General features: G+C 47.3%; 17 protein-coding genes. 5 read left to right on the top strand and 12 right to left on the bottom strand.

The features are described from left to right. Positions 1–6: 6 nt before the first annotated feature. From SSED_RS01075 to SSED_RS01100, 6 genes are all read right to left on the bottom strand, one after another. Complete coding sequence (locus SSED_RS01075; protein WP_012004349.1) at positions 7–3,144, bottom strand: efflux RND transporter permease subunit; 3,138 nt, start codon at positions 3,142–3,144, stop codon at positions 7–9. A 131-nt stretch (positions 3,145–3,275) separates the two neighbouring features. Further along, on the bottom strand, positions 3,276–5,228 hold the full coding sequence (locus SSED_RS01080; protein ID WP_012004350.1) for an efflux RND transporter periplasmic adaptor subunit: 1,953 nt from the start codon (positions 5,226–5,228) through the stop codon (positions 3,276–3,278). A 22-nt stretch (positions 5,229–5,250) separates the two neighbouring features. Next, positions 5,251–5,829, bottom strand: a complete 579-nt coding sequence (locus tag SSED_RS01085; protein ID WP_012004351.1) for a heavy metal-binding domain-containing protein — start codon at positions 5,827–5,829, stop codon at positions 5,251–5,253. A 264-nt stretch (positions 5,830–6,093) separates the two neighbouring features. Continuing rightward, entirely contained in the window at positions 6,094–6,531 is a 438-nt protein-coding gene (locus tag SSED_RS01090) for a hypothetical protein (RefSeq protein ID WP_041421480.1), read from the bottom strand. Between the two features lie 129 nt (positions 6,532–6,660). Beyond that, positions 6,661–7,086, bottom strand: coding sequence for a DUF2057 family protein (locus SSED_RS01095; RefSeq protein WP_012004353.1), 426 nt, complete (start codon positions 7,084–7,086; stop codon positions 6,661–6,663). 193 nt (positions 7,087–7,279) lie between these two features. After that, a complete protein-coding gene (locus tag SSED_RS01100) occupies positions 7,280–7,792 on the bottom strand; it encodes a hypothetical protein (protein WP_041421481.1) in 513 nt (170 codons plus the stop codon). Positions 7,793–8,199: 407 nt separating this feature from the next. Here SSED_RS01100 and SSED_RS01105 point away from each other — a divergent pair, with 407 nt between their 5' ends. Continuing rightward, positions 8,200–8,763, top strand: a complete 564-nt coding sequence (locus tag SSED_RS01105) for a NapC/NirT family cytochrome c (RefSeq protein ID WP_012004355.1) — start codon at positions 8,200–8,202, stop codon at positions 8,761–8,763. 634 nt (positions 8,764–9,397) lie between these two features. On the opposite strand, the gene SSED_RS01110 is transcribed toward SSED_RS01105, so the two are convergent. After that, positions 9,398–9,688: a DUF1145 domain-containing protein gene (locus SSED_RS01110; protein ID WP_012004356.1), complete on the bottom strand. Its 291-nt coding sequence runs from the start codon at positions 9,686–9,688 to the stop codon at positions 9,398–9,400. Between the two features lie 62 nt (positions 9,689–9,750). Further along, a complete protein-coding gene (rsmD, locus tag SSED_RS01115; protein WP_012004357.1) occupies positions 9,751–10,332 on the bottom strand; it encodes a 16S rRNA (guanine(966)-N(2))-methyltransferase RsmD in 582 nt (193 codons plus the stop codon). Positions 10,333–10,761: 429 nt separating this feature from the next. Here rsmD and ftsY point away from each other — a divergent pair, with 429 nt between their 5' ends. The 4 genes from ftsY (at position 10,762) to rpoH (ending at position 15,196) form a co-directional block, all read left to right on the top strand. Then, positions 10,762–12,384 (top strand): signal recognition particle-docking protein FtsY, encoded by a 1,623-nt coding sequence (gene ftsY / locus SSED_RS01120; RefSeq protein WP_012004358.1) that lies wholly within the window; start codon positions 10,762–10,764, stop codon positions 12,382–12,384. Between the two features lie 29 nt (positions 12,385–12,413). Further along, positions 12,414–13,106 carry a cell division ATP-binding protein FtsE gene (gene ftsE / locus SSED_RS01125; RefSeq protein ID WP_012004359.1) on the top strand — a complete coding sequence of 231 codons (693 nt, stop codon included), beginning with the start codon at positions 12,414–12,416 and terminating at the stop codon, positions 13,104–13,106. A gap of 2 nt (positions 13,107–13,108) precedes the next feature. Next, positions 13,109–14,074 carry a permease-like cell division protein FtsX gene (gene ftsX / locus SSED_RS01130; RefSeq protein ID WP_012004360.1) on the top strand — a complete coding sequence of 322 codons (966 nt, stop codon included), beginning with the start codon at positions 13,109–13,111 and terminating at the stop codon, positions 14,072–14,074. Between the two features lie 264 nt (positions 14,075–14,338). Then, positions 14,339–15,196 (top strand): RNA polymerase sigma factor RpoH, encoded by an 858-nt coding sequence (rpoH, locus tag SSED_RS01135; RefSeq protein ID WP_012004361.1) that lies wholly within the window; start codon positions 14,339–14,341, stop codon positions 15,194–15,196. Positions 15,197–15,623: 427 nt separating this feature from the next. On the opposite strand, the gene menE is transcribed toward rpoH, so the two are convergent. Genes menE through menD form a run of 4 tightly spaced genes read right to left on the bottom strand, consistent with a single transcriptional unit; the run spans position 15,624 to position 20,691 of the window. Then, the gene (gene menE, locus SSED_RS01140; protein ID WP_012004362.1) at positions 15,624–17,138 is read right to left on the bottom strand and encodes an o-succinylbenzoate--CoA ligase; all 1,515 of its coding nucleotides are present in this window, start codon (positions 17,136–17,138) and stop codon (positions 15,624–15,626) included. Positions 17,139–17,147: 9 nt separating this feature from the next. Next, positions 17,148–18,203, bottom strand: coding sequence for an o-succinylbenzoate synthase (gene menC, locus SSED_RS01145; RefSeq protein WP_012004363.1), 1,056 nt, complete (start codon positions 18,201–18,203; stop codon positions 17,148–17,150). Beyond that, positions 18,200–18,982, bottom strand: a complete 783-nt coding sequence (gene menH / locus SSED_RS01150; protein ID WP_012004364.1) for a 2-succinyl-6-hydroxy-2,4-cyclohexadiene-1-carboxylate synthase — start codon at positions 18,980–18,982, stop codon at positions 18,200–18,202. Before menH ends, menC begins: the two co-directional genes overlap by 4 nt. Then, positions 18,982–20,691 carry a 2-succinyl-5-enolpyruvyl-6-hydroxy-3-cyclohexene-1-carboxylic-acid synthase gene (gene menD, locus SSED_RS01155; protein WP_012004365.1) on the bottom strand — a complete coding sequence of 570 codons (1,710 nt, stop codon included), beginning with the start codon at positions 20,689–20,691 and terminating at the stop codon, positions 18,982–18,984. The genes menH and menD overlap by 1 nt, the downstream gene beginning before the upstream one ends. Positions 20,692–21,287 lie beyond the last annotated feature (596 nt).

Raw genomic sequence — 21,287 nt, forward strand, 5'->3', positions numbered from 1 at the left:
TGGGGATTACTGCGTCGAGTTTAACTTTCTGCCATAGATGATCAGGTAGAGTGCCGGCAACACGAAAAGAGATAACAAGGGCGCTGTGACCATTCCTCCTATCATAGGTGCGGCAATCTTCTGCATCACATCATTGCCCGCTCCCGATCCCCACATGATGGGTAGGAGTCCGAAGAAGATGGTCGCGACTGTCATGGCCTTAGGGCGAATACGCATAACTGCGCCTTCGATTAAGGCTTCCTTGAGATCCGTGACAGATTCATAGCCGCCGGTCTCCTTTCTATGCTTGATGGCGTTATTCAGGTAGACCAACATCACCACTCCGAATTCGGCTGCAACCCCCGCCAGTGCGATCATACCGACGGCGACGGCAACTGACATGTTGTATTCCAAGGCATAGAGTAACCAGGTGCTACCAACCAAGGCAAACGGCAGGCTGAGCATGATAATCCCCGCCTGTAGTGTCGAGCCGAAGGTCATCATAAGCAGAATGAAGATAACCCCGAGTGCCATAGGTATCACTTTCTTCAGTTTGGCATCGACGCGTTGCATATACTCATACTGACCTGCGAAACCATAGCTATATCTGGGAGGTATAGTGAGCACGTTATCCAGTGCCTGCTTTGCCTCATCGATATATTCGCCAATTGAGGTGCCCTCAATATCGACAAACACCCAGGATATCAGGCGACCATTTTCACTCTTGAGCATAGGTGCCCCATCGGTGATCTCGATATCGGCTAAGTTACGCAGCGGCAGGTAATGACCCGTTTTGGTGATCACGGGAAGCTCCCTGAGTTTCTCGATATTATCCCTGAGCTCTCTGGGGTAGCGAAGGTTAATTGGATATCGCTCCGCGCCCTGTACCGATTCACCTATCTCCATACCGCCGATGGCGTAACGAACCACATCCTGTATGTCGGTGAGGGTCATGTCGTAGCGGGAAGCAACATCGAGTTTAGGCGTAATATCTATGTATCGGCCACCACCGACGCGTTCGGCATAGGCTGATTTAGTATTCGGCAGCTTGCTGAGGATGGCTTCGATATTGGTACCAATTTTCTGCAGTTCATCGACATCGGCCCCCGTTATCTTAATGCCTACCGGCGTCTTGATACCGGTAGAGAGCATATCTATGCGGGTTTTGATGGGTTGAACCCAGGCGTTAGTCAGGCCGGGAACTTTTACCGTCTGCTGCAGTTGGTCGATAATATCTTGAAGCGCGACGCCTTCTCTCCACTCATCTCTTGGATTCAACATGATGGTGGTTTCAAGCATAGTTAATGGTGCAGGATCGGTGGCCGTTTCGGCCCTGCCGACTTTACCAAATACCCGCTTGACCTCAGGCACGGTTTTAATCAGTCGATCGGTTTGTTGCAATATCTCCGCGGCCTTACTGGCACTGATCCCCGGCAGAGCGGTAGGCATATAGAGTAGATCGCCCTCTTCAAGCTCAGGCATAAATTCACTGCCTAAGTTATTCAGAGGATACCAGGCGCTGAGTAGGGTAATGACGGCGATAACGAGTGTGATCTTAGGAAATCTTAACACCAGTGTCAGTGAGGGCTTGTAAATTGCGATCAACACCCGACTGATTGGATTACTGGTCTCCTTGGGGATCTTACCTCGAATGAAGAAACCCATCAGAATGGGCACTAAGGTTATCGAAAGCAGGGCCGCCGCAGCCATCGCAAAGGTCTTGGTATAGGCTAAGGGGCTGAATAACCGACCCTCTTGGGCTTCGAGTGCAAAGACGGGCACGAAGCTTAACGTAATAATCAGCAGTGAAAAGAACAGCGCAGGACCGACCTCGATGGACGCCTCTGTGACTATCTTCCAGTGCTCCTTATTGTTAGGTGGCCGTTGATATTTCTCTTTAAAATGCTCGAGATGTTTATGCATATTCTCGATCATGACGATGGCGCCATCGACCACCGCCCCGATAGCAATTGCAATGCCGCCGAGGCTCATAATATTGGCATTCACCCCCATCTTGTTCATCACGATAAAGGCGATGAGAATAGCCAAAGGCAAGGTGATCACGGCAACGAGTGTCGAGCGAGCATGCAGCAAGAAAAGCAGACACACCAGACCGACCACAAACATCTCCTCTACGACCTTATGGAGTAGATTTTCGACCGAACTTTCGATCAGTTGAGATCTGTCGTAGGTTGGGATGATCTCAACCCCTTCCGGGAGACCGGCCTTAAGCTGTTCCAGCTTATCTTTTACCGCTTCGATTGTGGCTAATGCATTCTCGCCATAACGCATGATGATAATGCCACCGACCACCTCTCCTTCACCGTCGAGCTCGGCAATACCTCGGCGAGACGCGGGGCCTTTTCGAATGGTAGCCACATCTTTAAGCAGCAGAGGGGTACCGGAGGGGCTCGTTATTCCCAGAGGGATCTCTCTGAAATCATCTAATGTCTGTCGATAGCCTTTGGCTCGCACCATGTATTCGGCTTCGGCCATCTCGATAACCGAACCACCGGCTTCGGTATTCGACTTAGCTATCGCATTCTTAATCGAGGCGATATCCAACTTATAGATGGCCAACTTATCGGGTTCGATCACTATCTGATAGGTCTGCTCCATACCGCCGACGGTGGCGACTTCGGAGACTCCAGCGACACTTTGGAGCTCCAGTTTCAGATACCAATCTTGTAGGCTTTTCAGTTGAGACAGATCTAAATTACCGGATCTGTCCACTAAGGCGTACTCGAATATCCAGCCAACTCCGGAAGCATCCGGTCCCAGAGAGGGTTGGATACCTTGAGGTAAGCGGCTGCTGACCTGATTGAGGTATTCCAGAACCCGGGATCTTGCCCAATAGATATCGGTACCATCTTCAAAAATGACATACACATAGGAGTCACCGAAGAAAGAGTAGCCTCGAACTGTCTTGGCGCCGGGTACAGCGAGCATGGCCGTGGATAACGGGTAAGTCACCTGCTCCTCGACAAGTTTTGGTGCCTGTCCGGGGAATGGGGTTTTAATGATCACCTGCACATCGGAAAGATCCGGAAGGGCATCTAACGGGGTATTTCTCAGCTCTTGAACGCCCCATACCGTGATCATGATGGTGATGATCAATACCATGAGGCGTTGCTTGATTGAGGCCTCGATAATTTTCTTAAGCATTATCTACTCCTCCAATTATCCAAGGGGGTTAGTCTGGTTATCAGAGCTTCAACCTTGTCGATCACCAGCATAGTGAGCCTCTGATTAATTGAGGCTTCATCGTTAATGTTCTTAAGCATGAATCCTCTCCCTTAATGCTGGTGGCCGCTGCTGAGGCGCATCAAACTACCCTTGAGACTGGCTTCGGAGTCGAGAAGAAATTGACCCGAAGTCACCACGCGCTCTCCCGCTTCAAGGCCATTTTTTATCTCGGCTTTGCCTTGACTAAGCATGCCTACTGTCACCTTACGGGCGGTAAAGCTATTGTCTTCGAGCTTAACAATGACGCGGTTCTCTTTACCCGTCTGAATCAGAGCTTCTTGTGGAATGACTAAGGTGTCTCTGTTGGGACCACCAAATATGTCTATCTTAGCCAGCGTATTAGGTCTCAGTTCCAAATCCTTGTTTTTCACTACGATTCTGACTCTTAAGCTACGGGTAACGGCATCGAGTTCCGGATAGATATAGTCAATTTCCCCCTCAATTCCCTTGATACCCATCGCTGGTACAGAGACTTCGGCTTTCTGGCCTATCTCAAGCCAGCTCTGCTCATTCTCAAACACATCGGCGATGACCCAAACCTTGGACAGGTCGACGACAGACATCACTTCCGTCGATGGTTGGATATACATGCCGTCTCTGACAGATAGTGCCTTAACTATGCCGCCACTCTTAGCGTAAAATGGGACTCGATATTGGGTTTTCTTAGATTTGGCCAGAGCCTTTATCTGGCTTTTGTTAAAGCCGAGCAATTCTAATCTTAAACCGGCTTTTCTCACTAAGTCTTTATAGTTCTCGCTGCTTCCTGAGCGCTTTAAGGTATCTTGTGCGAGCAGGAAATCATCTTGGGCATTGATCAGATCGGGAGAGTAGATCTCATATAGCAGTTGTCCCTTGATAATTTTGTCACCGACAGACTCAATGGTGAGCTTCTCTATCCAGCCATTCACACGTGCATGGATATGATTTATCTTGCTCTCGTCATAATCTATCTGACCAACGGTTTGGACAAACTTCCAAAGGGTATCTTTTTCGACTCTGGCAACCTTAAGGGCTAATGCCTGTTGCATGCCGCCTGAAACATCTATCTGGATCTCCTTGCTGTTTCCTCCTAACTCAACTTTTTCCAGGTTCATACCACAGATAGGGCATGTACCTGGTACATCGCTGATGATATGGGCATGCATAGGACAGACATACTTAATATTTGCCCCATCATCGAGAGGGGCTGGTTTTGCACTATTGAAGACAGTATCTGCCGGTGTATCTGCCTCTTGGGTTTGATGTGCGTGACCCGAGTGGTCTTCAGGGGTAGAACTACTCATATTATGAGATGAGTGATCGACGCTCCCTTTCTCCTCTTCCTCCTCTTCGACGAGGAACATGTTACATATCGGACAGCGGCTTCCCGCCTCATGACTGGTCTCGTCCGGATGCATAGGGCAGACATAGGTTTTCTGCTCATTGGCAGTCAGGCTAGTCTTGGCTCCGCCTTCCTCTTCCTCAACTCCTTCATTGACGAGGAACATGTTACAGATAGAGCAGCGGCTTCCGGCTTCATGACTGGTCTCATCAGGATGCATGGGGCACACATAGGTTTTCTGCTCGCTTGCACTTAGGTTCGTCTTGGCTCCGCCTTCCTCTTCCTCAACTCCTTCATTGACGAGGAACATGTTACAGATAGAGCAGCGGCTTCCGGCTTCATGACTGGTCTCATCAGGATGCATGGGGCACACATAGGTTTTCTGCTCGCTTGCACTTAGGCTCGTCTTGGCTCTGCCTTCCTCTTCCTCAACTCCTTCATTGACGAGGAACATGTTACAGATAGAGCAGCGGCTTCCGGCTTCATGACTGGTCTCATCAGGATGCATGGGGCAGGAGTAAGTTGCCGTTTTTGCATCCGTATGACTGTGCTCTGTATGCTGGGCTGTATTCTCCTGAGCTAATAGCTGTTGTGAATGGGCTAACTGCGGGGTGATAACCATAAACAGGCTAAGCAGATAGGCTAATTTGGTGCGCTTATTGTTCGATTCTAAATGACTCATAATGCCTTGTCTCCGCTCTTACTTATTGCTGCTTGTGGTGAGCTGGGTGTTTCCCTGCTCCGTTAGCCGCCGTTTTGATTGGCTCTAAGTTCATTCCACATTTAGGGCAGGTATCACCCTTTTTTCCTGTGATCTTTGGATTCATAGGGCAGGCATGAGTGTCAGCATGCATATCCTTATGCGCTTTTGCTCCGTGATTAGGGCAAGAATCGCATTTTTTTCCATGATGTTGGGAAGCTGCTTTAGAGGCGGTTAAGTTCATACCGCAATCAGGGCAAGTATCGCCCTTTTCTCCGGTAACACTTGGGTGCATTGGACAGGCATGGGTATCTGCATGCATATCCTTATGTGCTTTCGCTTTATGGTTAGGGCAAGAGTCACATTTTTTCCCCTGATGTTTAGAGGTAGTAGCCTTATTTGCTTCTAAATTCATACCGCATTTTGGGCAGCTATCACCCTTCTGTCCGGTAACTTCCGGGTGCATAGGGCATGCATAATCGGCACTTTCATGTTGTGCATGTTCGTGCTGATGTGCAGAAGCTGCCGGCACCATTGAAACTAGAATAAAGACTGATAAAACTAGGCTTAACAAGGTTTTCATTAATTCACTCCATCGTATAGATGGCCGCAGTGATATCGCGAGCAAGTGTCTGAAATACTGACTGGCGCATCACAAATAACGGCTAATATACAATCGCAATTAGTAGCAGTGCTCAGCATATGCAGAGATTGAGCCTACAAAAAATACATAGGTTCGAAATCGCTTACTGAACTCTTGATATAAATTGGATCGATAATAATTGTTCTTAGATATAGCGTATCAATCGATTAGATTGATGATCTAGTTGGCCTGAGCCAATGTTAATCAAGCTATAGGAGGTCTGAGATCTGTCGTTAACGAGATAGAGTGGAAATAAGGCATTTGAGTGGCCATTGAAAGTTGGGAAGGACTAAATCCAGGCCAAGATTTAGCGTAAAATAGAGTACCAGTCACAGAGATAACAAGACAGTGGCTACAATTACCCTGGCAAAATCCGTCGCCGTCACAGCAGTTCTGAGCAGTGCCGGGAAGCACCTCGTTCTGCTCATTATCGCAGCAATGGTCAGTGTTGCTTGTCTGTTCTGAGTGGCAGTTAGCTCCATCTCCCATACTCATCATGTCTGAATCGTGTGATTCAGACATCATAGCTTCATGTGCTTCAGCATTTCTTACCATCGAAAAACCATTAGTCATCAGGCCCTGGCTCAACATTGCGAGCAAGGCCAAAAAGACTAAAGCATGACGGCGTACTGATTTAAACATGATGCATCCGAATAATGAGTTGTGATAAGTCTATCATGAGAAAGCAATAGCGCATTGACGTAATTCACATTTATCAGAGTTGTAAATGATATTTTTCTAATCAACGCACTATTGAGTTCAAGCTTAAGGCTAGTTTTTTCGTGTCAATAACACTTTGGCCATCAGCTGTTGATGAGTGAGCAGGGCCACTGTTTTGTTTTTACCCTGAGCATCTTCAAGTGTAATAATCGGATTTTCGATGAAATCATAGGCTTCATCTTCAGTGTTAATAGTCGGCGTGGCAGCTTGGTACTCTTGTTGACCCTGGAAGTCGACTAAAAGGTACAGAGGCTCAGATTTTACCCATGCGCCTGAGTCATCCGCATTGACCTCAAAAATATCGTGATATCTAAGTTGAATTAAATTCTCTCCGTCTGCTAGCTGAGGTTGATGAGCATCAAATCTCTTTTCTCCATTAATGCCTGTAACGACCAGCGAGTCAGGAAAAGAGACGCTCGCAGCGATAGAGGTAAAACTTGCAAGGGTAAGTGCAACAGCTGTAATTAATGTTTTCATAATAAACTCCAATTTTGAGCATGTGCCCCGACAGAAATGCAGTCAAATTGCGGCTGTTATCATCACATTAGATCATCGAATCATCAGATCAATTTTCTATGCAATTATTTTCAGCGTCGTGCATCTGTCTATGTTGAGGCAGAAATATAATATTGAGTGCGCAGCGAATGCGCCAAACTAATAACGGATAACGTTAAGCTTGCTCAAATTTGGGAGGAGGATTAGATGATGATAGCTCGACAGTCTGGGTTGACCATGAGCCTGATTGCACTCTACCGCTTGTTTCTGGCGATATTAGGCTAATCTGAGGTTGAGTTAAGATGCCTGTTGCTGAAGTGCAGTGAGAGGCACAGTTGCCGGCTCCCATCATTTCACATAACGCATCACAATCGATAGTCGGGCCATCATGATTGCTTAAACCTGACATCGCCATATCACAGTCTTGCTGGCCATGTGTCATGGCTTGGTCTTCGTTCGCGGGAAGATTATTATTCGGCTGCGTTTGATTTGTAACAACAGTCATAGCCTCTGCAGGCATGAGTTCAGAGTCAGAGAGCTCGGATTCAGAAAGCTCTGAGTTAGAAAGTAATGACATCTGAGAGTGAGAGAAAGCATGTAACAAACTCGGCATAGCCATCGCTGGTGAAAGCAAAAATTGCCCTACCAGAGAGATGATTAATACCAAATGTGCTAATTGCTTCGACATACTTATTGTTATTCGCAAATTGAATAAAGGTTATGAATGAGTAGACCAAGAGGTTCTGGAAAAAGTTTCATTCCTCAAAAAGTTTTTTTAAAAATTCTTCGTAAATTTTTTTCATTTAAGAAGTTAATAAACATAAAAACCATGTTAATAAACATAAAAATTACTACTAATCAGATGATTAGGCGTGTTCTATTGCTAAGGTGATCGCTTTGAGTTAACTTTAGGGATGCTGAATATAATTTGAGCAAAGGTCAATTTTCTATATTTCGCAATATAGAGTTAGAGCTAGGTCTCATTTTGTACTATTTCAGCCAGATCAATCAGTATGATCTAGTTTATAATTCGGGCTCAAAGAGATGAAGTAACATCAGTTTATATATAATAATCAAAAAATTTGGAGAAGAGTAATGAACTTGCGTGCACTATTTAGACCAAGCGCGAAATACTCAATATTTGCCCTACTAGTGGTTGGTATTGTAGTCGGTGTTGTTGGCTACTTTGCTACACAACAAACTTTACACGCGACAAGCTCTGATGAGTTTTGTATGACTTGTCACAGCAACCATTCTCTTAAGGATGAAGTACTGGCGTCAGCACACGGTGGCGGTAAGTCAGGTATCGTTGTTGAATGTCAGCAGTGTCACCTTCCGCAAGAGCCTTTCCAGTATCTTATTAAAAAGATCATCGTATCTAAAGATGTTATCGGCTTCTTAACGATTGATGGTTTCAACACTCAAGAGTGGTTAGAAGCAAACCGTAAAGAACAGGCCGATCACGCTCGTGATTTCCTACGTTCTATCGATTCTTCTACTTGTCAGAACTGTCACAAGCGTATCTACGAAGATCAGCCTGAGACTATGAAGAAGATGGCTAAGAGAATGCATAGCAATAACTTCAAGAAAGCTGAAGACAAGAGAAAGACTTGTATCGATTGTCACAAAGGCGTTGCTCACCCATACCCTAAGGGATAATGCTATTTAGCATGTGAGCAGCTAGCAATATCGATTCGTCGGCATTGTGTGACTAAGAAGCCTCGTTGTTATCAACGGGGCTTTTTTGTACATGGAGTTCTCGTTTGAAGTACTTATCCGCGAACGCCACGGATGGCGTAGGAGTGGGTTTGTATTTGGGACAAAATACTTAGTGTCTATTTTAGAGCTGGTAGGTATTGTCTTGCTTCATTGTTAGCTATCGCCTGTAGCGTACTTTTATGCAGGCACTTCTGTGACACGGCACCCTCTCTATTAATAGAAAGGTCCACTATAGCCTCGGCCGTGACATCTGATGTGAATGGATTCACAAATGCCGTGGTGACATGGATGTCATAGAACGGCCTTGTCACGGACGGTCACAGCCGTGCCTACATTGTTGATCTATCTCTTCGATTTAATCGTTTCTAATCTTAGAGCTTTATAAAAAGTTAACTTGGTTGAAATCAGCTGAGTCAGGGGAGGCTGCTTGATGGCTGACTGCTTCGGTGTGGCGGTGGATCTTGTTTGGAAGGTGATACTCTTCGATTGAGAGAAGGAGATTGTTGCCCATCAACTAGCTGAATGTAAGACCAAGATGACTTGATCTTATCTCTTTCCTCGAGCCTAAGTGCTCTTACCTGGTCTCCGCATTACCTAAGTTCTGCATTACCTTACTTCTATATTGCAACAGGCTAAATGCCCCAAATATAAAGACACTGAAGTAGTCACCTTTCTTTAAAGAGAGTAGTGATTTGAATATGGTGTGGAATATAACGACCTGAAAACAGTGCATAAATGTGGTGATTGCCAGCAGTATATATAGAATGATGGCAATATTGCCTTCAAATGGCATGATCAGGTTGTATGTCATCAAAAGCCAGGCAAATAGGGTGACAGCCTTACCTGTAGTAATTACAAATTTCATATGCTTCTCTATTCTCAAAGCGTAGCGCTAATCTACGTAGCTCGTAGCTCGTAGCTCGTAGCTTAAGGCTGATATTGATATAAGCGGTAGATCACTTGTCCGGCTTTTTTCTCTTTTAGCTGAACCCAATCGCTTGGCACGGCTAGCTGTGCCGTTTCACTTTCGGTCTCGACATAAATTTGCGCGTTTTCATTGAGCCAACCATTGCCTGCGATAAGCTGAATCGTCTTTTCCGCTAACCCTTTTCGAAATGGCGGGTCGATGTAGATAATATCGAACCCTTCGCTTGGCTTGGTCGCCAATAACTTCAGGGTGTCACCTTTAATTACTTCAGCAGTTGATGAGTCGCACTTGAGTGTTTTCAGGTTATCTTTAAGTTGCTCTGCCGCGCTTGCCTGTAGCTCGAACACCTTGGCGTAGCTCGCATAACGAGATAGCGACTCCAGACATAAAGCCCCACTGCCACCGAAACAGTCGAGTATGCGAGCCCCGGTAAGATCTCCGGCCAGCCAGTTGAACAGGGTCTCTCTGACGCGATCCGTTGTAGGCCTTAACCCTTCTAGATCCTGAATGGGTAAACGACGGGAACGCCATTGGCCGGCAATGATACGAACTTGACCGCTGGAAGGTCGATTTTTAGCCATCTGAAATCCTGTTAGGCGAATTATTGATTGTAAATAGTACTGCGATTTTTCCTGAAGTGAGAAAGTGGTAGACTGTCTCGCTTGATTGAGGAAGTTATTTTAACTCAAAGCAGGGCTAAATGGTGAAAACCTAATAGCTAATGCCGGAAATGGTTAGTTCCTCTACATATTTAGCCCTATTTTCTGGTCATAAATAGCCTTCTGGTTATAATGTGCACCAAAAATGAGTTCAGCTTATGTGAGCTCTTTTTTGGGAACACTAGTGGTTAAGCTCGGGAAGATATAGCGGCAGAATAGAGTCGTCAGATAAACATACAAAATGCATGACAGGATGGTCTTCAACTTTTGCTTAACAGTTCGTTTGCGTAAGAGTTCGTAGGCCTTCCGGTTTATAAAGTTAAGTCAGTTAGTTGAGTACTGGTATTACACATGGCAAAGAAAGGTTTTTTTTCCTGGTTTCGCAAAGATAAGTCGAAAGATGAAGTTAGTGCGCCAGAAGCAGAAGTTGTAACTGAATCACAAGATGCTGTCGAAGCTGAGGCGCTTTCCGAAGAACAGGCTAAGCAAGCCGAGCAGGCACGTATCGAGGCTGAAGCTCTAGCACTTGCCGAAGAGCAGGCCGAGCAGGCTCGTATCGAGGCAGAAGCTCTGGCACTTGCCGAAGAGCAGGCTAAGCAAGCCGAGCTGGCACGTATTGAGGCTGAAGCTCTCGCACTTGCCGAAGAGCAGGCTAAGCAAGCCGAGCAGGCACGTATCGAGGCTGAAGCTGCAGCACTTGCCGAAGAGCAGGCTAAGCAAGCCGAGCAGGCACGTATCGAGGCTGAAGCTGCAGCACTTGCCGAAGAGCAGGCTAAGCAAGCCGAGCAGGCACGTATCGAGGCAGAAGCTGCGGCATTGGCCGAAGAGCAAGCTAAGCAAGCCGAGCTGGCACGTATCGAGGCAGAGGCTGCGGCATTGGCCGAAGAGCAAGCTAAGCAAGCCGAGCAGGCACGTATCGAGACAGAGGCTGCGGCACTTGCCGAAGAGCAGGCAAAGCAAGCCGAGCTGGACGCTGAACAAGTGGCGGCAGAGCAAGAAACCGAAAAACAACCAGAGCCTCAGGAAAAACCCACCAAAGAGGGCTTTTTCGCTCGCCTTAAGCGAGGTCTTAAACGCACGAGTGAAAATATCGGTAGCGGGTTCGTTAGCCTGTTTAGCGGTAAGAAGATCGATGATGATCTTTTCGAAGAGCTTGAAGAACAGTTGCTTATTGCGGATGTCGGTGTTGAAACAACAACACGGTTAATCGATAGTCTGACCGAGCAAGCTAGTCGTAAACAGTTAAAAGATGGTGAAGCTTTATATGAAATTTTGCGTGATGAGATGCAAAAGACATTAGAGCCTGTCTCAATCCCACTCGTTCCTGAAAGTGCCGACGGACCTTTTGTTATCCTGATGGTCGGTGTGAATGGGGTCGGAAAAACGACGACAATTGGTAAACTGGCTAAGCAATATCAGGCGCAAGGTAAGTCCGTAATGCTGGCTGCCGGTGATACCTTCCGTGCGGCTGCGGTTGAGCAGTTACAGGTGTGGGGACAGCGAAATGACATTCCTGTCGTGGCACAACATACTGGTGCCGATAGTGCATCGGTGTTGTTTGATGCACTTCAGGCGGCTCGTGCTCGTAATATTGATATTTTGATCGCCGATACCGCGGGTCGACTTCAGAATAAGGCACATCTGATGGATGAGCTGAAGAAGGTTATCCGAGTGATGAAGAAGCAAGATGAGTCCGCGCCCCATGAGGTTATGTTGACCTTAGATGCGAGCACTGGCCAAAATGCAATTAGTCAGGCAGAGTTATTTAAAAAAGCGGTTGGTGTTACCGGCATCACAATCAGTAAGCTTGATGGTACTGCTAAAGGCGGTGTGATTTTTGCTATTGCCGATAAGTTCGGTATTCCTATCCGTCATATCGGTGTCGGTGAGCAGATCGATGATCTACGCACCTTCGATGCCAAAGATTTTGTCGATGCGCTTTTTACTCAAGAGAGTGATGAGAATAAGTCGTAGGGCTCTTTTCAAAAAAGAATGAGAAATAGATGATTCGATTTGAGCAGGTAAGTAAGGTTTATCCTGGTGGGCAGAAAGCCTTGTCAGATGTTAACTTTCACCTAAAGCGCGGCGAGATGGCCTTTTTAACGGGTCACTCCGGCGCAGGTAAAAGTACATTGCTTAAATTAATCACAGTGATCGAACGCGCTAATGCCGGGCGTGTGTTAATTAACGGACATGATATTGCAAAGCTTTCACGCTCGGATGTTCCATTTTTAAGGCGTGACATTGGGATGATTTTCCAGAGTCATCATCTGTTGATGGAAAAGAGTGTTTTCGATAATGTCGCCCTGCCTTTGGTGATCGAAGGTTTTTCCCATGGTGAGATAAAAAAAAGGGTCTTGGCCGCATTGGATATGGTGGGACTCTATGGCAAAGAGCGCCATAGTCCCATCATGTTGTCTGGTGGTGAACAGCAGCGTGTGGGCATTGCACGTGCAATCGTTAATAAGCCGCCGTTATTGTTGGCCGATGAACCTACGGGTAACTTAGATCCTAAGTTGTCTATGGATATCCTACGGTTATTTGAAACCTTTAATGACTCAGGCACCACAGTACTGATTGCGACCCATGATTTGGGACTTATCGCACGCATGAAATATCGTACACTGACTTTGAAACAGGGACATGTGCTGGGTGGCGAAGAGCTGATGTCTTCGGCTGATGGGGTAAAGGGATAACGATGAGCAATAAACCTCAGTTAACCAGAAGCAAATTGCCTATTTCGGGTCGTATTGTGATGTTCTTTATTCGTCATATCCAACACGCTATGGGCAGTATGGGTGAGTTGTGGCGTAACCCGGTATCCTCTCTTATGACCATGGCCGTGCTTGGGGTTAGCTTGAGCCTACCTGCAGCGCTGCAGGTACTGGTTAAGAATGCAGAGACCATCACCCAATCATGGAATAGCGCGGCTGAAATTTCACTTTTTGTTGATGAAGGACGAAGTGAAAGAACGATTCAGAGCTTGATCACTCGCATTAAAGTTTACCCTGAAGTGAGCGAGGTTAACTATATTAACCGGGCTCAGGCCCTCGAAGAGTTTCAACGCTTATCCGGGTTTGGCGAAGCTCTTTCCTATTTAGATACTAATCCGCTCCCTGCGGTCGTCACAGTGACTCCAAGCCTTAAATATTCAAGCCCGGTCGGGGCGCGCGAATTACTTAAGAAACTGGAAATGGAACCCGAAGTCAGTTTTGGTCGACTCGATATCGAGTGGTTGGAGCGACTTCAGGCGGTCGTGAGGCTACTGGAGCGAACGGTACTCGCCATTGCGGCACTCTTAGTGTTAGCGGTGGTACTGGTGATAGGCAATACGATTCGCTTAGCTATCATGAATCGCCGCACCGAGATCGAGGTGATGAAACTCGTCGGTGCGACCGAAGCCTTTATTCAGAGACCCTTCCTCTATACCGGGATCTGGTATGGAATAATAGGTGGTGTTCTGGCATGGATAATCATTAACCTGTTAGTCTGGTATCTCGATAGCGCATTGGCCGAATTGCTGGGCTTGTATGGGAGTCAGTTAGAGATGCAGTCTTTGACTCTCGTAGAGCTTGGTCAGTTAGTCGGCCTGGCCTCATTTCTAGGTTGGCTGGGATCTTACCTCTCGGTACGTCAACACCTCAGGGCGATAGAGCCTTCATGAACTAACTTTCATTTGCTTTGTTAACCGTGATAGGGCAAAAATAACCCGTCGATGCAGGTCCAAGGTTGACATAACTTGTCAGATCGCCGATAGTTCGTCAGCTTGTCCTTAATCGATTTTAAGGCGACAAATGAGATTTAATTAATCTTGTTGGAAGTTTTTTACTATAAACAGTGTCTTGTTGTAAGACGGGTAAAAAATTTTGCTAAAGAGCTAATTGTTAGCAGCTAGAATTTTAAAGTATTTGTAAGAGTAGGAGCGTGAATGACTAATCAAACGCAATCAATGGCACTGACTGTTCCCCACGGAAGCGGTAGCCTGGAAGCTTATGTTCACTCGGCCCACAACATCTCGATGTTGCAGCCAGAGCAAGAGTATGAGTTAGCCAAGCGTTTGCAAGAAACGGGAGACCTACAGGCTGCGAAGCAGCTGATTATGTCTCACCTGCGTTTTGTCGTGCACGTTGCTAAAGGGTATTCCGGTTACGGCTTACCACAAGCGGACCTTATCCAGGAAGGCAATATTGGTTTGATGAAGGCCGTAAAACGCTTCGATCCCAATGTCGGTGTCCGCCTTGTCTCTTTTGCTGTTCACTGGATTAAAGCTGAAATTCATGAATATGTGCTTAAAAACTGGCGCATAGTCAAAGTCGCTACCACTAAAGCGCAACGTAAACTCTTTTTTAACCTGCGTAAATCTAAAAAACGTCTGGGTTGGTTCAGCGATGAAGAGGTCGGTATGGTTGCCGATAATCTGGGTGTTTCTAAAGCCGATGTGACCGAAATGGAGTCACGCATGGCAGCTCAGGATCCCGCTTTCGATCTTGCCAGTGATAACGATGACGATCACGATTTTGCGCCTATGCATTATCTGGAAGATCATTCGTCGGATTTAGCATCTCAAGTTGAAAATGATAATTTAGAAGCGAGTAATCAGGCCCGCCTTCTGTCCGCTATCAAGACGTTGGATGAGCGTAGTCAGCATATTCTGCAGGCGCGTTGGTTAAATGAAGATAAGACGACACTGCAAGAGCTTGCTGCAACTTACCAGGTATCAGCCGAGCGAATCAGGCAGCTGGAAAAGAATGCCATGAATAAGCTGAAAGGCCGAATGGAAGCCTAATTGCATTCTAAGATCGAATAAATAAAACCTGCTACGGCAGGTTTTTTTGTATATGGATATACTTATCCCCGATCGCAGGGATAGCGATGGAGGGGGTTTGTGCCTAAGGCTGAGATGACGCTACGCTGGTAGGGCTAAGAAGACGCTTCGCTGGTAAGGCTGAGATGACGCTTCGCTGGTAAGGCTAAGATGACGCTTCGCTGGTAAGGCTAAGATGACGCTTCGCTGGTAAGGCTAAGATGACGCTGCGCTGGTAGGGCTAAGATGATGCTACGCTGGTAGGGCTAAGATGACGCTACGCTGGTAGGGCTGAGATGACGCTACGCTGTTAGGGCTAAGGTGGGCTTGTACCTAGCCTTTTCCCAATAGGGTGAAGCCCGTCGAATAGGCGGAGCCGTCCGCGAAGCGAAAGGCCGAGGCCGCCGTCTTAGCTTTTAGAACCTAGAACCTTCTTCAATACTGCCTCTATAACCTGCTTTCTCGATACCTTCAGGCTGGTCGATTCAATATTTGGCCAAGTATAATAGACTCTGGGTCGCTTAAATCTGGCTACCTTATCGGCGAGGAATTGAGTTAGCTCATCACAAGATGGCTTTGCACTTTTGGAGTGGCTCACTTTTATTATTGCTGCGGGAAGGTTACCAAACTCCTCATCTGCCTGAGCAAATACGATGGCATCTTCGATAGCCGGATGCTGTTTGAGTGCGGCCTCCACCTCTTCGGGTTGCAGGTTCTCCCCGCCACAGATAAACATATTATCGATGCGTCCCAGAATATGAAGCTTGCCGGCTGCATCCCAATATCCTCTATCCTTGGTAAAAAACCAGCCATCCTCATCTGTGGGGCGAATGAGTTTGCAAACGTCATCTGCACAACTATTTTGCTCATGAGTCTGGGCCTGCGCATCGAGATAGCCGAGGAAGAGTGTCTCCCCCTTCACATAGATCTTCTCATCGATAATCTTCAGCTCTCTTGATGGCAAGAGTCGACCACTGCTGCCATCACTGTTGGCTGGCCCCGTGGTGACTTGAGAGGCCATCTCGGTCATGCCATAACTGGTGAAGCTGTTAATCGAGAGGGCGTTCAATTGGCCCAGAAGAGACGATGATATGGCTCCGCCGCCGAGAAGAAGTGATTTTACCCCTTTGAGGCTGTCAGCATCTTCCTTTAGCAAGCGTACCAGCTGAGTGGAGACCAGAGAGAGGTGAGTGATCTGATCTCGTGATATCTGTATAGAAAGGCCTACATCCCGGTCTTGCAGTACCACAGTAGCCCCAACGAAGGCACAGCGATTGATAATGGCTAGTCCACCTATATGAAAAAGCGGCAGTGACAATAGCCAGACATCACCTGGCTCGAGTGATATCAGGCTCCTCGAACCCTCGGCGCTCGCCTTATGGTTGCTAAGGCTGTGAACCGCGGCCTTAGGTTGGCCACTGCTTCCCGAGGTCAGGATTATATTGGCGGGTGCGTAGTGATCGATAGGAGTCGGAGTATTATCTGCTGTTAAGGAGAAATTCAGTGTCATAGCCCTTGGAGTGACTGTGACAGTGTTAGTGCCGGAGCCGCTCCTCGATACTGAGAGCTCAGATGCCAATTCGGTGAAGCCTTCTCCCGTCCATAGAAAATTTAGCCGATGTGACTCAATGAGCGCCGAAACCTGACTTGCCGGAAAGCGGGGTGATAGGGGGCAAAATAGGATCTGATGATCGATACAGGCCCAGTAAAGCATGACTAACTCGACGGAGTTGTTATCGATACAGGCAAGGCGGTCACCTTTAGCAAGCCCCTTTGCGATTAACTGCTCGCCGAGCGCAATGACTCTCTGACTCAGTGTCGAGTAGTCAATCTGTCGGTTAACCCCATCTTGAATATAGGTCAGTGCCGTTTGGTTGGGGTGTTGCCTGGCGCTCTGATGAAGCGGAGATAGTAACGCTTTCAAGGCTTGCTCCTAACAGCTTTTGATTAAGGTGAGATCGATCCATGATTGGCAGCGAGGTTTCCCGGAGCCGACTAATAGATCACAGCTAAAGGCTGTGAGGGTATCGAGCCCCGGGATCTCATCGGGAATCATTATCTGGCTTAACCTTGCGAGAGCCTCTATGCCTAAGCTGGCTTCCAGGCTGGAGCTTAAGATAAACCTGACTCCTGAATGCTCGGCTTCGGCTTGAAGTTTTTGTAACTTCTCCAGACTGCCAATCAGCATAGGCTTTACGACCAGCGCGGTGAGTCCCGGCTGCATGGCAAATTGAAATATAGGATCGTTAAGGCTCTCATCTAACGCCCAGGGCATGCCAATTGCCTCATAGAAAGCGGCGTTGTCACTCGGTCTTTGACATGGCTCCTCGATATATTCGATAGAGGCAAGGGGTAAGCAAGCGGCAAAATCTATGGCTTGCTCCAGGCTGAAGCCTCGGTTTGCGTCTAACCTGAGTTTTAGATCTGGCCTGATAGCTAATATCTGATGGATGAGCTGAACCTCCTCTTCCAGTGAGGTTTGCGAAACTTTGACCTTGGCGGCATGCATATCGGCAGGTAAGTCACCGACGCGTTGACGCAGTGCGTTTATCGACTCATCACTGTTACGGTAGAGCAGAGGAATTGTCCTCAGGTCCTCATTAAGCGATATCGTGTGTCCGTTGAGTTGTCCTTTGAGCTTGGCGTGCATCAAACTCAGACCGAAGGCTAGGGATGGGAGATATTCAATATCGGCGATATCTAATAAGTTATCTATTGGTTTTTGAACTAACCGTTCTAACAGGCTCTCCAGCTTTTCGCTCACCTGAGTAAGGCTTTCCTTGCTGAAACCGTGCAGTGGATTGCCATCGATGTCTATTCCTGACAGTGGCGCGATCTCAACTTGCTCGGTGAGGGTCTCTCCTGTCTCATCTATGACTTCAACTTTTAATACTAAGCCTCTGCGGACATCGATGCGCTGGCTACCGACCGGCAGTAACTTGTCTAAAGGGATCTGATATTGATAAAGGTGAAGCGCTGAGATGATCATTGAGCATCCTCGATTAAGTGTTTAATAAGCTGTCGACAGAAGAGTGTCGGAGATGCCAGGTGTACGTTATGACCGGCATCGGCAATTTCATGAACCTGTATATCTGCCAGACTCGCCCACCGCGATGCCAATGCCGAAAATTTACTGTCATCCTTACCCACGAAATAATGACAGGGCAGCTGCAGTTGACCCGGTAGTTGCCACAAGTCTTCCTGCTTAGCGAGAGAGGTTGACTCAAAAACAGTGAGCAGGGCTTCCGAGCTGTTGTTGCTGCGCTTGAGGATCAAGGCCTGGCGCTTCGACTCCGTCAGTTCGGCAAATACTCCCTGCTGGTACCACTGTGAGAGAAAAGACTCGATGGGGACAGATGAGAGTTTCTCGCTCCAGCTATGGTCGTTACGGGCTCTCACCTGCCTCTCTGCTAGCGTCTGCAGGCCGGGATGGGATGATTCCAGGCTCAGGCTGAGCAAATTGTCCGGGTATGCCTGTGCCACATGCAGCGCGATACGTCCGCCTAACGAGTAGCCTAACAGGTGGTACCTTTCTATGGATAAGCTGTTTAGCGTAGTCTGAATCGCATCTGCGACCCGCTCAAATGCTGATGAACCCGGCGCTAGTACAGGGCTCTGCCCATGGCCGGGAAGATCGATGCAGATACAGTAGAAATGCGGGAGTAAATCCGAAATAAGCGTGTCCCAATCGTTTTTACTGCCAAGAAAACCATGCAGCATCACCAGTGCGGGCTTTCGGCTATCTCCATGACATGACAGGGCCAACATCAGCTTTGTTTTACCCAGGTGGCAATGCTGGCGATCTGCTCACTCGCTTGATGTTGGGCGACCGAAACCTCAATCACCGAAGGACCCTGAAAGGCGATAGCCTCTTGATAGGCTTCGTTGAAACTCTCGAAGTCATCGACCCGGTTGTAGGCCAGGCCGAACATAGCCGCGCCATAGCCAAACTCCAGCCCATGGGCCAGACGGTAATAATCACTCCTGAGCTTCTCGTCGGGGACCGGAAGTAAGTTAAAGATATTACCGCCATCATTATTCAATATGACGATGACAAAAGGGCTCTCAATCGTTCGGGCAATGGCCAGAGAGTTGAGGTCGTGTAACTGAGATATATCGCCTATGAGTAAGGTGGTGGCTTTCCCTTCATGCTTAGCGACACCGCAAGCGGTGGCGAGCAGGCCATCGATGCCCGAGGCGCCGCGATTGGTATAGGTGCGGGGATAGTCAGGAGTGATCGGAGCATACATGTCATATAAGCGTACCGGCAGGCTATTTCCGATAAAGAGTTGGCTTTGGCGATTTTGTGCTTTAGCTATTGCACGGACGACCATCGCCTCACCAAACTCGGCATTATCGATCTGCTGTTGAAACAGCGTCTCAAGCCCGTCATTAAACTGGATGAGTTGCAGTGCCCAGTTGGCGTCGGATGATCGCGGCCAGGCTTGTGAAGCGAAGGCGGCTACACTCGAGTGCCATACCTGCTTAGCACTGTGGCTTGGGTCTAATCTCATCTGTTGGGGTAATACCTGCCAATAGCGCTTCCATTTCTGTTCGCTTAAGAAGTTAATCAGGCGTTTTGAGAGCAGGCGTCCGCCAAATACCAGCACAGATTCAGCCTGGGCCAGCAAAGCCCTGGCTTTGGGTTGGTGTAGGAGTTGATCCACATTACCAATGACACCGGAATGCTGTCTAAGCTGAGATTGAGCATCGGTGAGTAGTGGCCAACCCAGTTTCTGTGATAGCTCTACAAGGATTTCCGGCGACTCTTGTGGCGAAAGAGTGCCGGCAATGATCACGCCTTTTCCATGAACAAAGCGGGCCAATGAGTCTTGGGTTGGCAGGCTGTGCTGTGACGTTTTACCGTATTGATTAAAAGGGGACGTCGTATGCTGCCAATTACCCAGTGTACTCAGGTACTGGGTAAAGTCGGCACTCATGGTCGATGGGTAAAGTGGCTCACGAAACATGCAATTAATATGAACGGGCAGGCTTTGATTGCTGATAGCTTCATCTAACATGGTGAGCAGCGCCTCCGGCCGGATAGCTATATCCGGTGTGGGCAGATTAATCTGCTTGGCATATTGTGCAAAGAGCGCCGGTTGAATGATGGCCTGATTGGCACCGCAATCGATCAGTTCCGGGGGTCTGTCTCCGGACAAGACTACCAAAGGTACTTGCGTTAGCCAGGCCTCGATTATCGCCGGATAGAGATTCGCGACAGCGGTCCCGGAGGTCGTGATAATTGCCACCGGAGCATGGCTTGTTTTTGCAAGACCCAGTGCCATAAATCCAAGCCCGCGCTCATCGAAATGCAGATGCTGTTTAAGCTTAGATTGTTTTGCGGCGGCGAGAGTTAAAGGTGTCGAGCGTGAGCCAGGAGCCATACACACATGTTGAACCCCTAGGCGAGAGAGCTCCTCGAGTATAAGAGTGCCCCATAATAGATTTAGCTCTGCTGTCTTGTCGATTTGCATGGATTAGTACCCGTTGTTTGATGCTGATAGTGTACCCCGATTCACTTTAAAGGAGTATTTTTTAACGGGAGATGCTTGATAACTGTCTCTAGGGTAAAACTAGAACGTTCTGTTTTATATTTTGTCACGATAAACACTGTTTAAACTTACATTTAAAATGCATCATATTTTTATGACTCTAAAATTGTGACGCTTAATATAGGCAGCTTAATTAACAAGTGAACTTTTATTACATTTTATTGTTGTTAAATAAATTTCTTAAGTAGTTTTTCATTATACTATTTGAGTTGTAGATCACTTTATACATATTGCTTGTTGCGGGGCGGGACACATAAATATATTTTCTATGACTCTGATAGAGGCTCCTTGTTTTATGCTGTTTTTTAATGCATTACAACAAAATCTCATTATTTTGAACTCCATCATATCTGCAGTTTTTAGGCTAAAACCGACAGTTAACAAGCCCCGGTGCAGGCTTTAACAAACGGTAACCATTGTAACCTAGTGCATTTTTCTTTTTCTTCGTTTTTCAGTGGCTTACTCTTGCATATGTTGTGGTTGGTAATGATAGCTATTATCAACTGGTAGCGCGCTAC

It is taken from the genome of Shewanella sediminis HAW-EB3 (genome assembly GCF_000018025.1).
In the GTDB taxonomy this organism is placed as follows: domain Bacteria; phylum Pseudomonadota; class Gammaproteobacteria; order Enterobacterales; family Shewanellaceae; genus Shewanella; species Shewanella sediminis.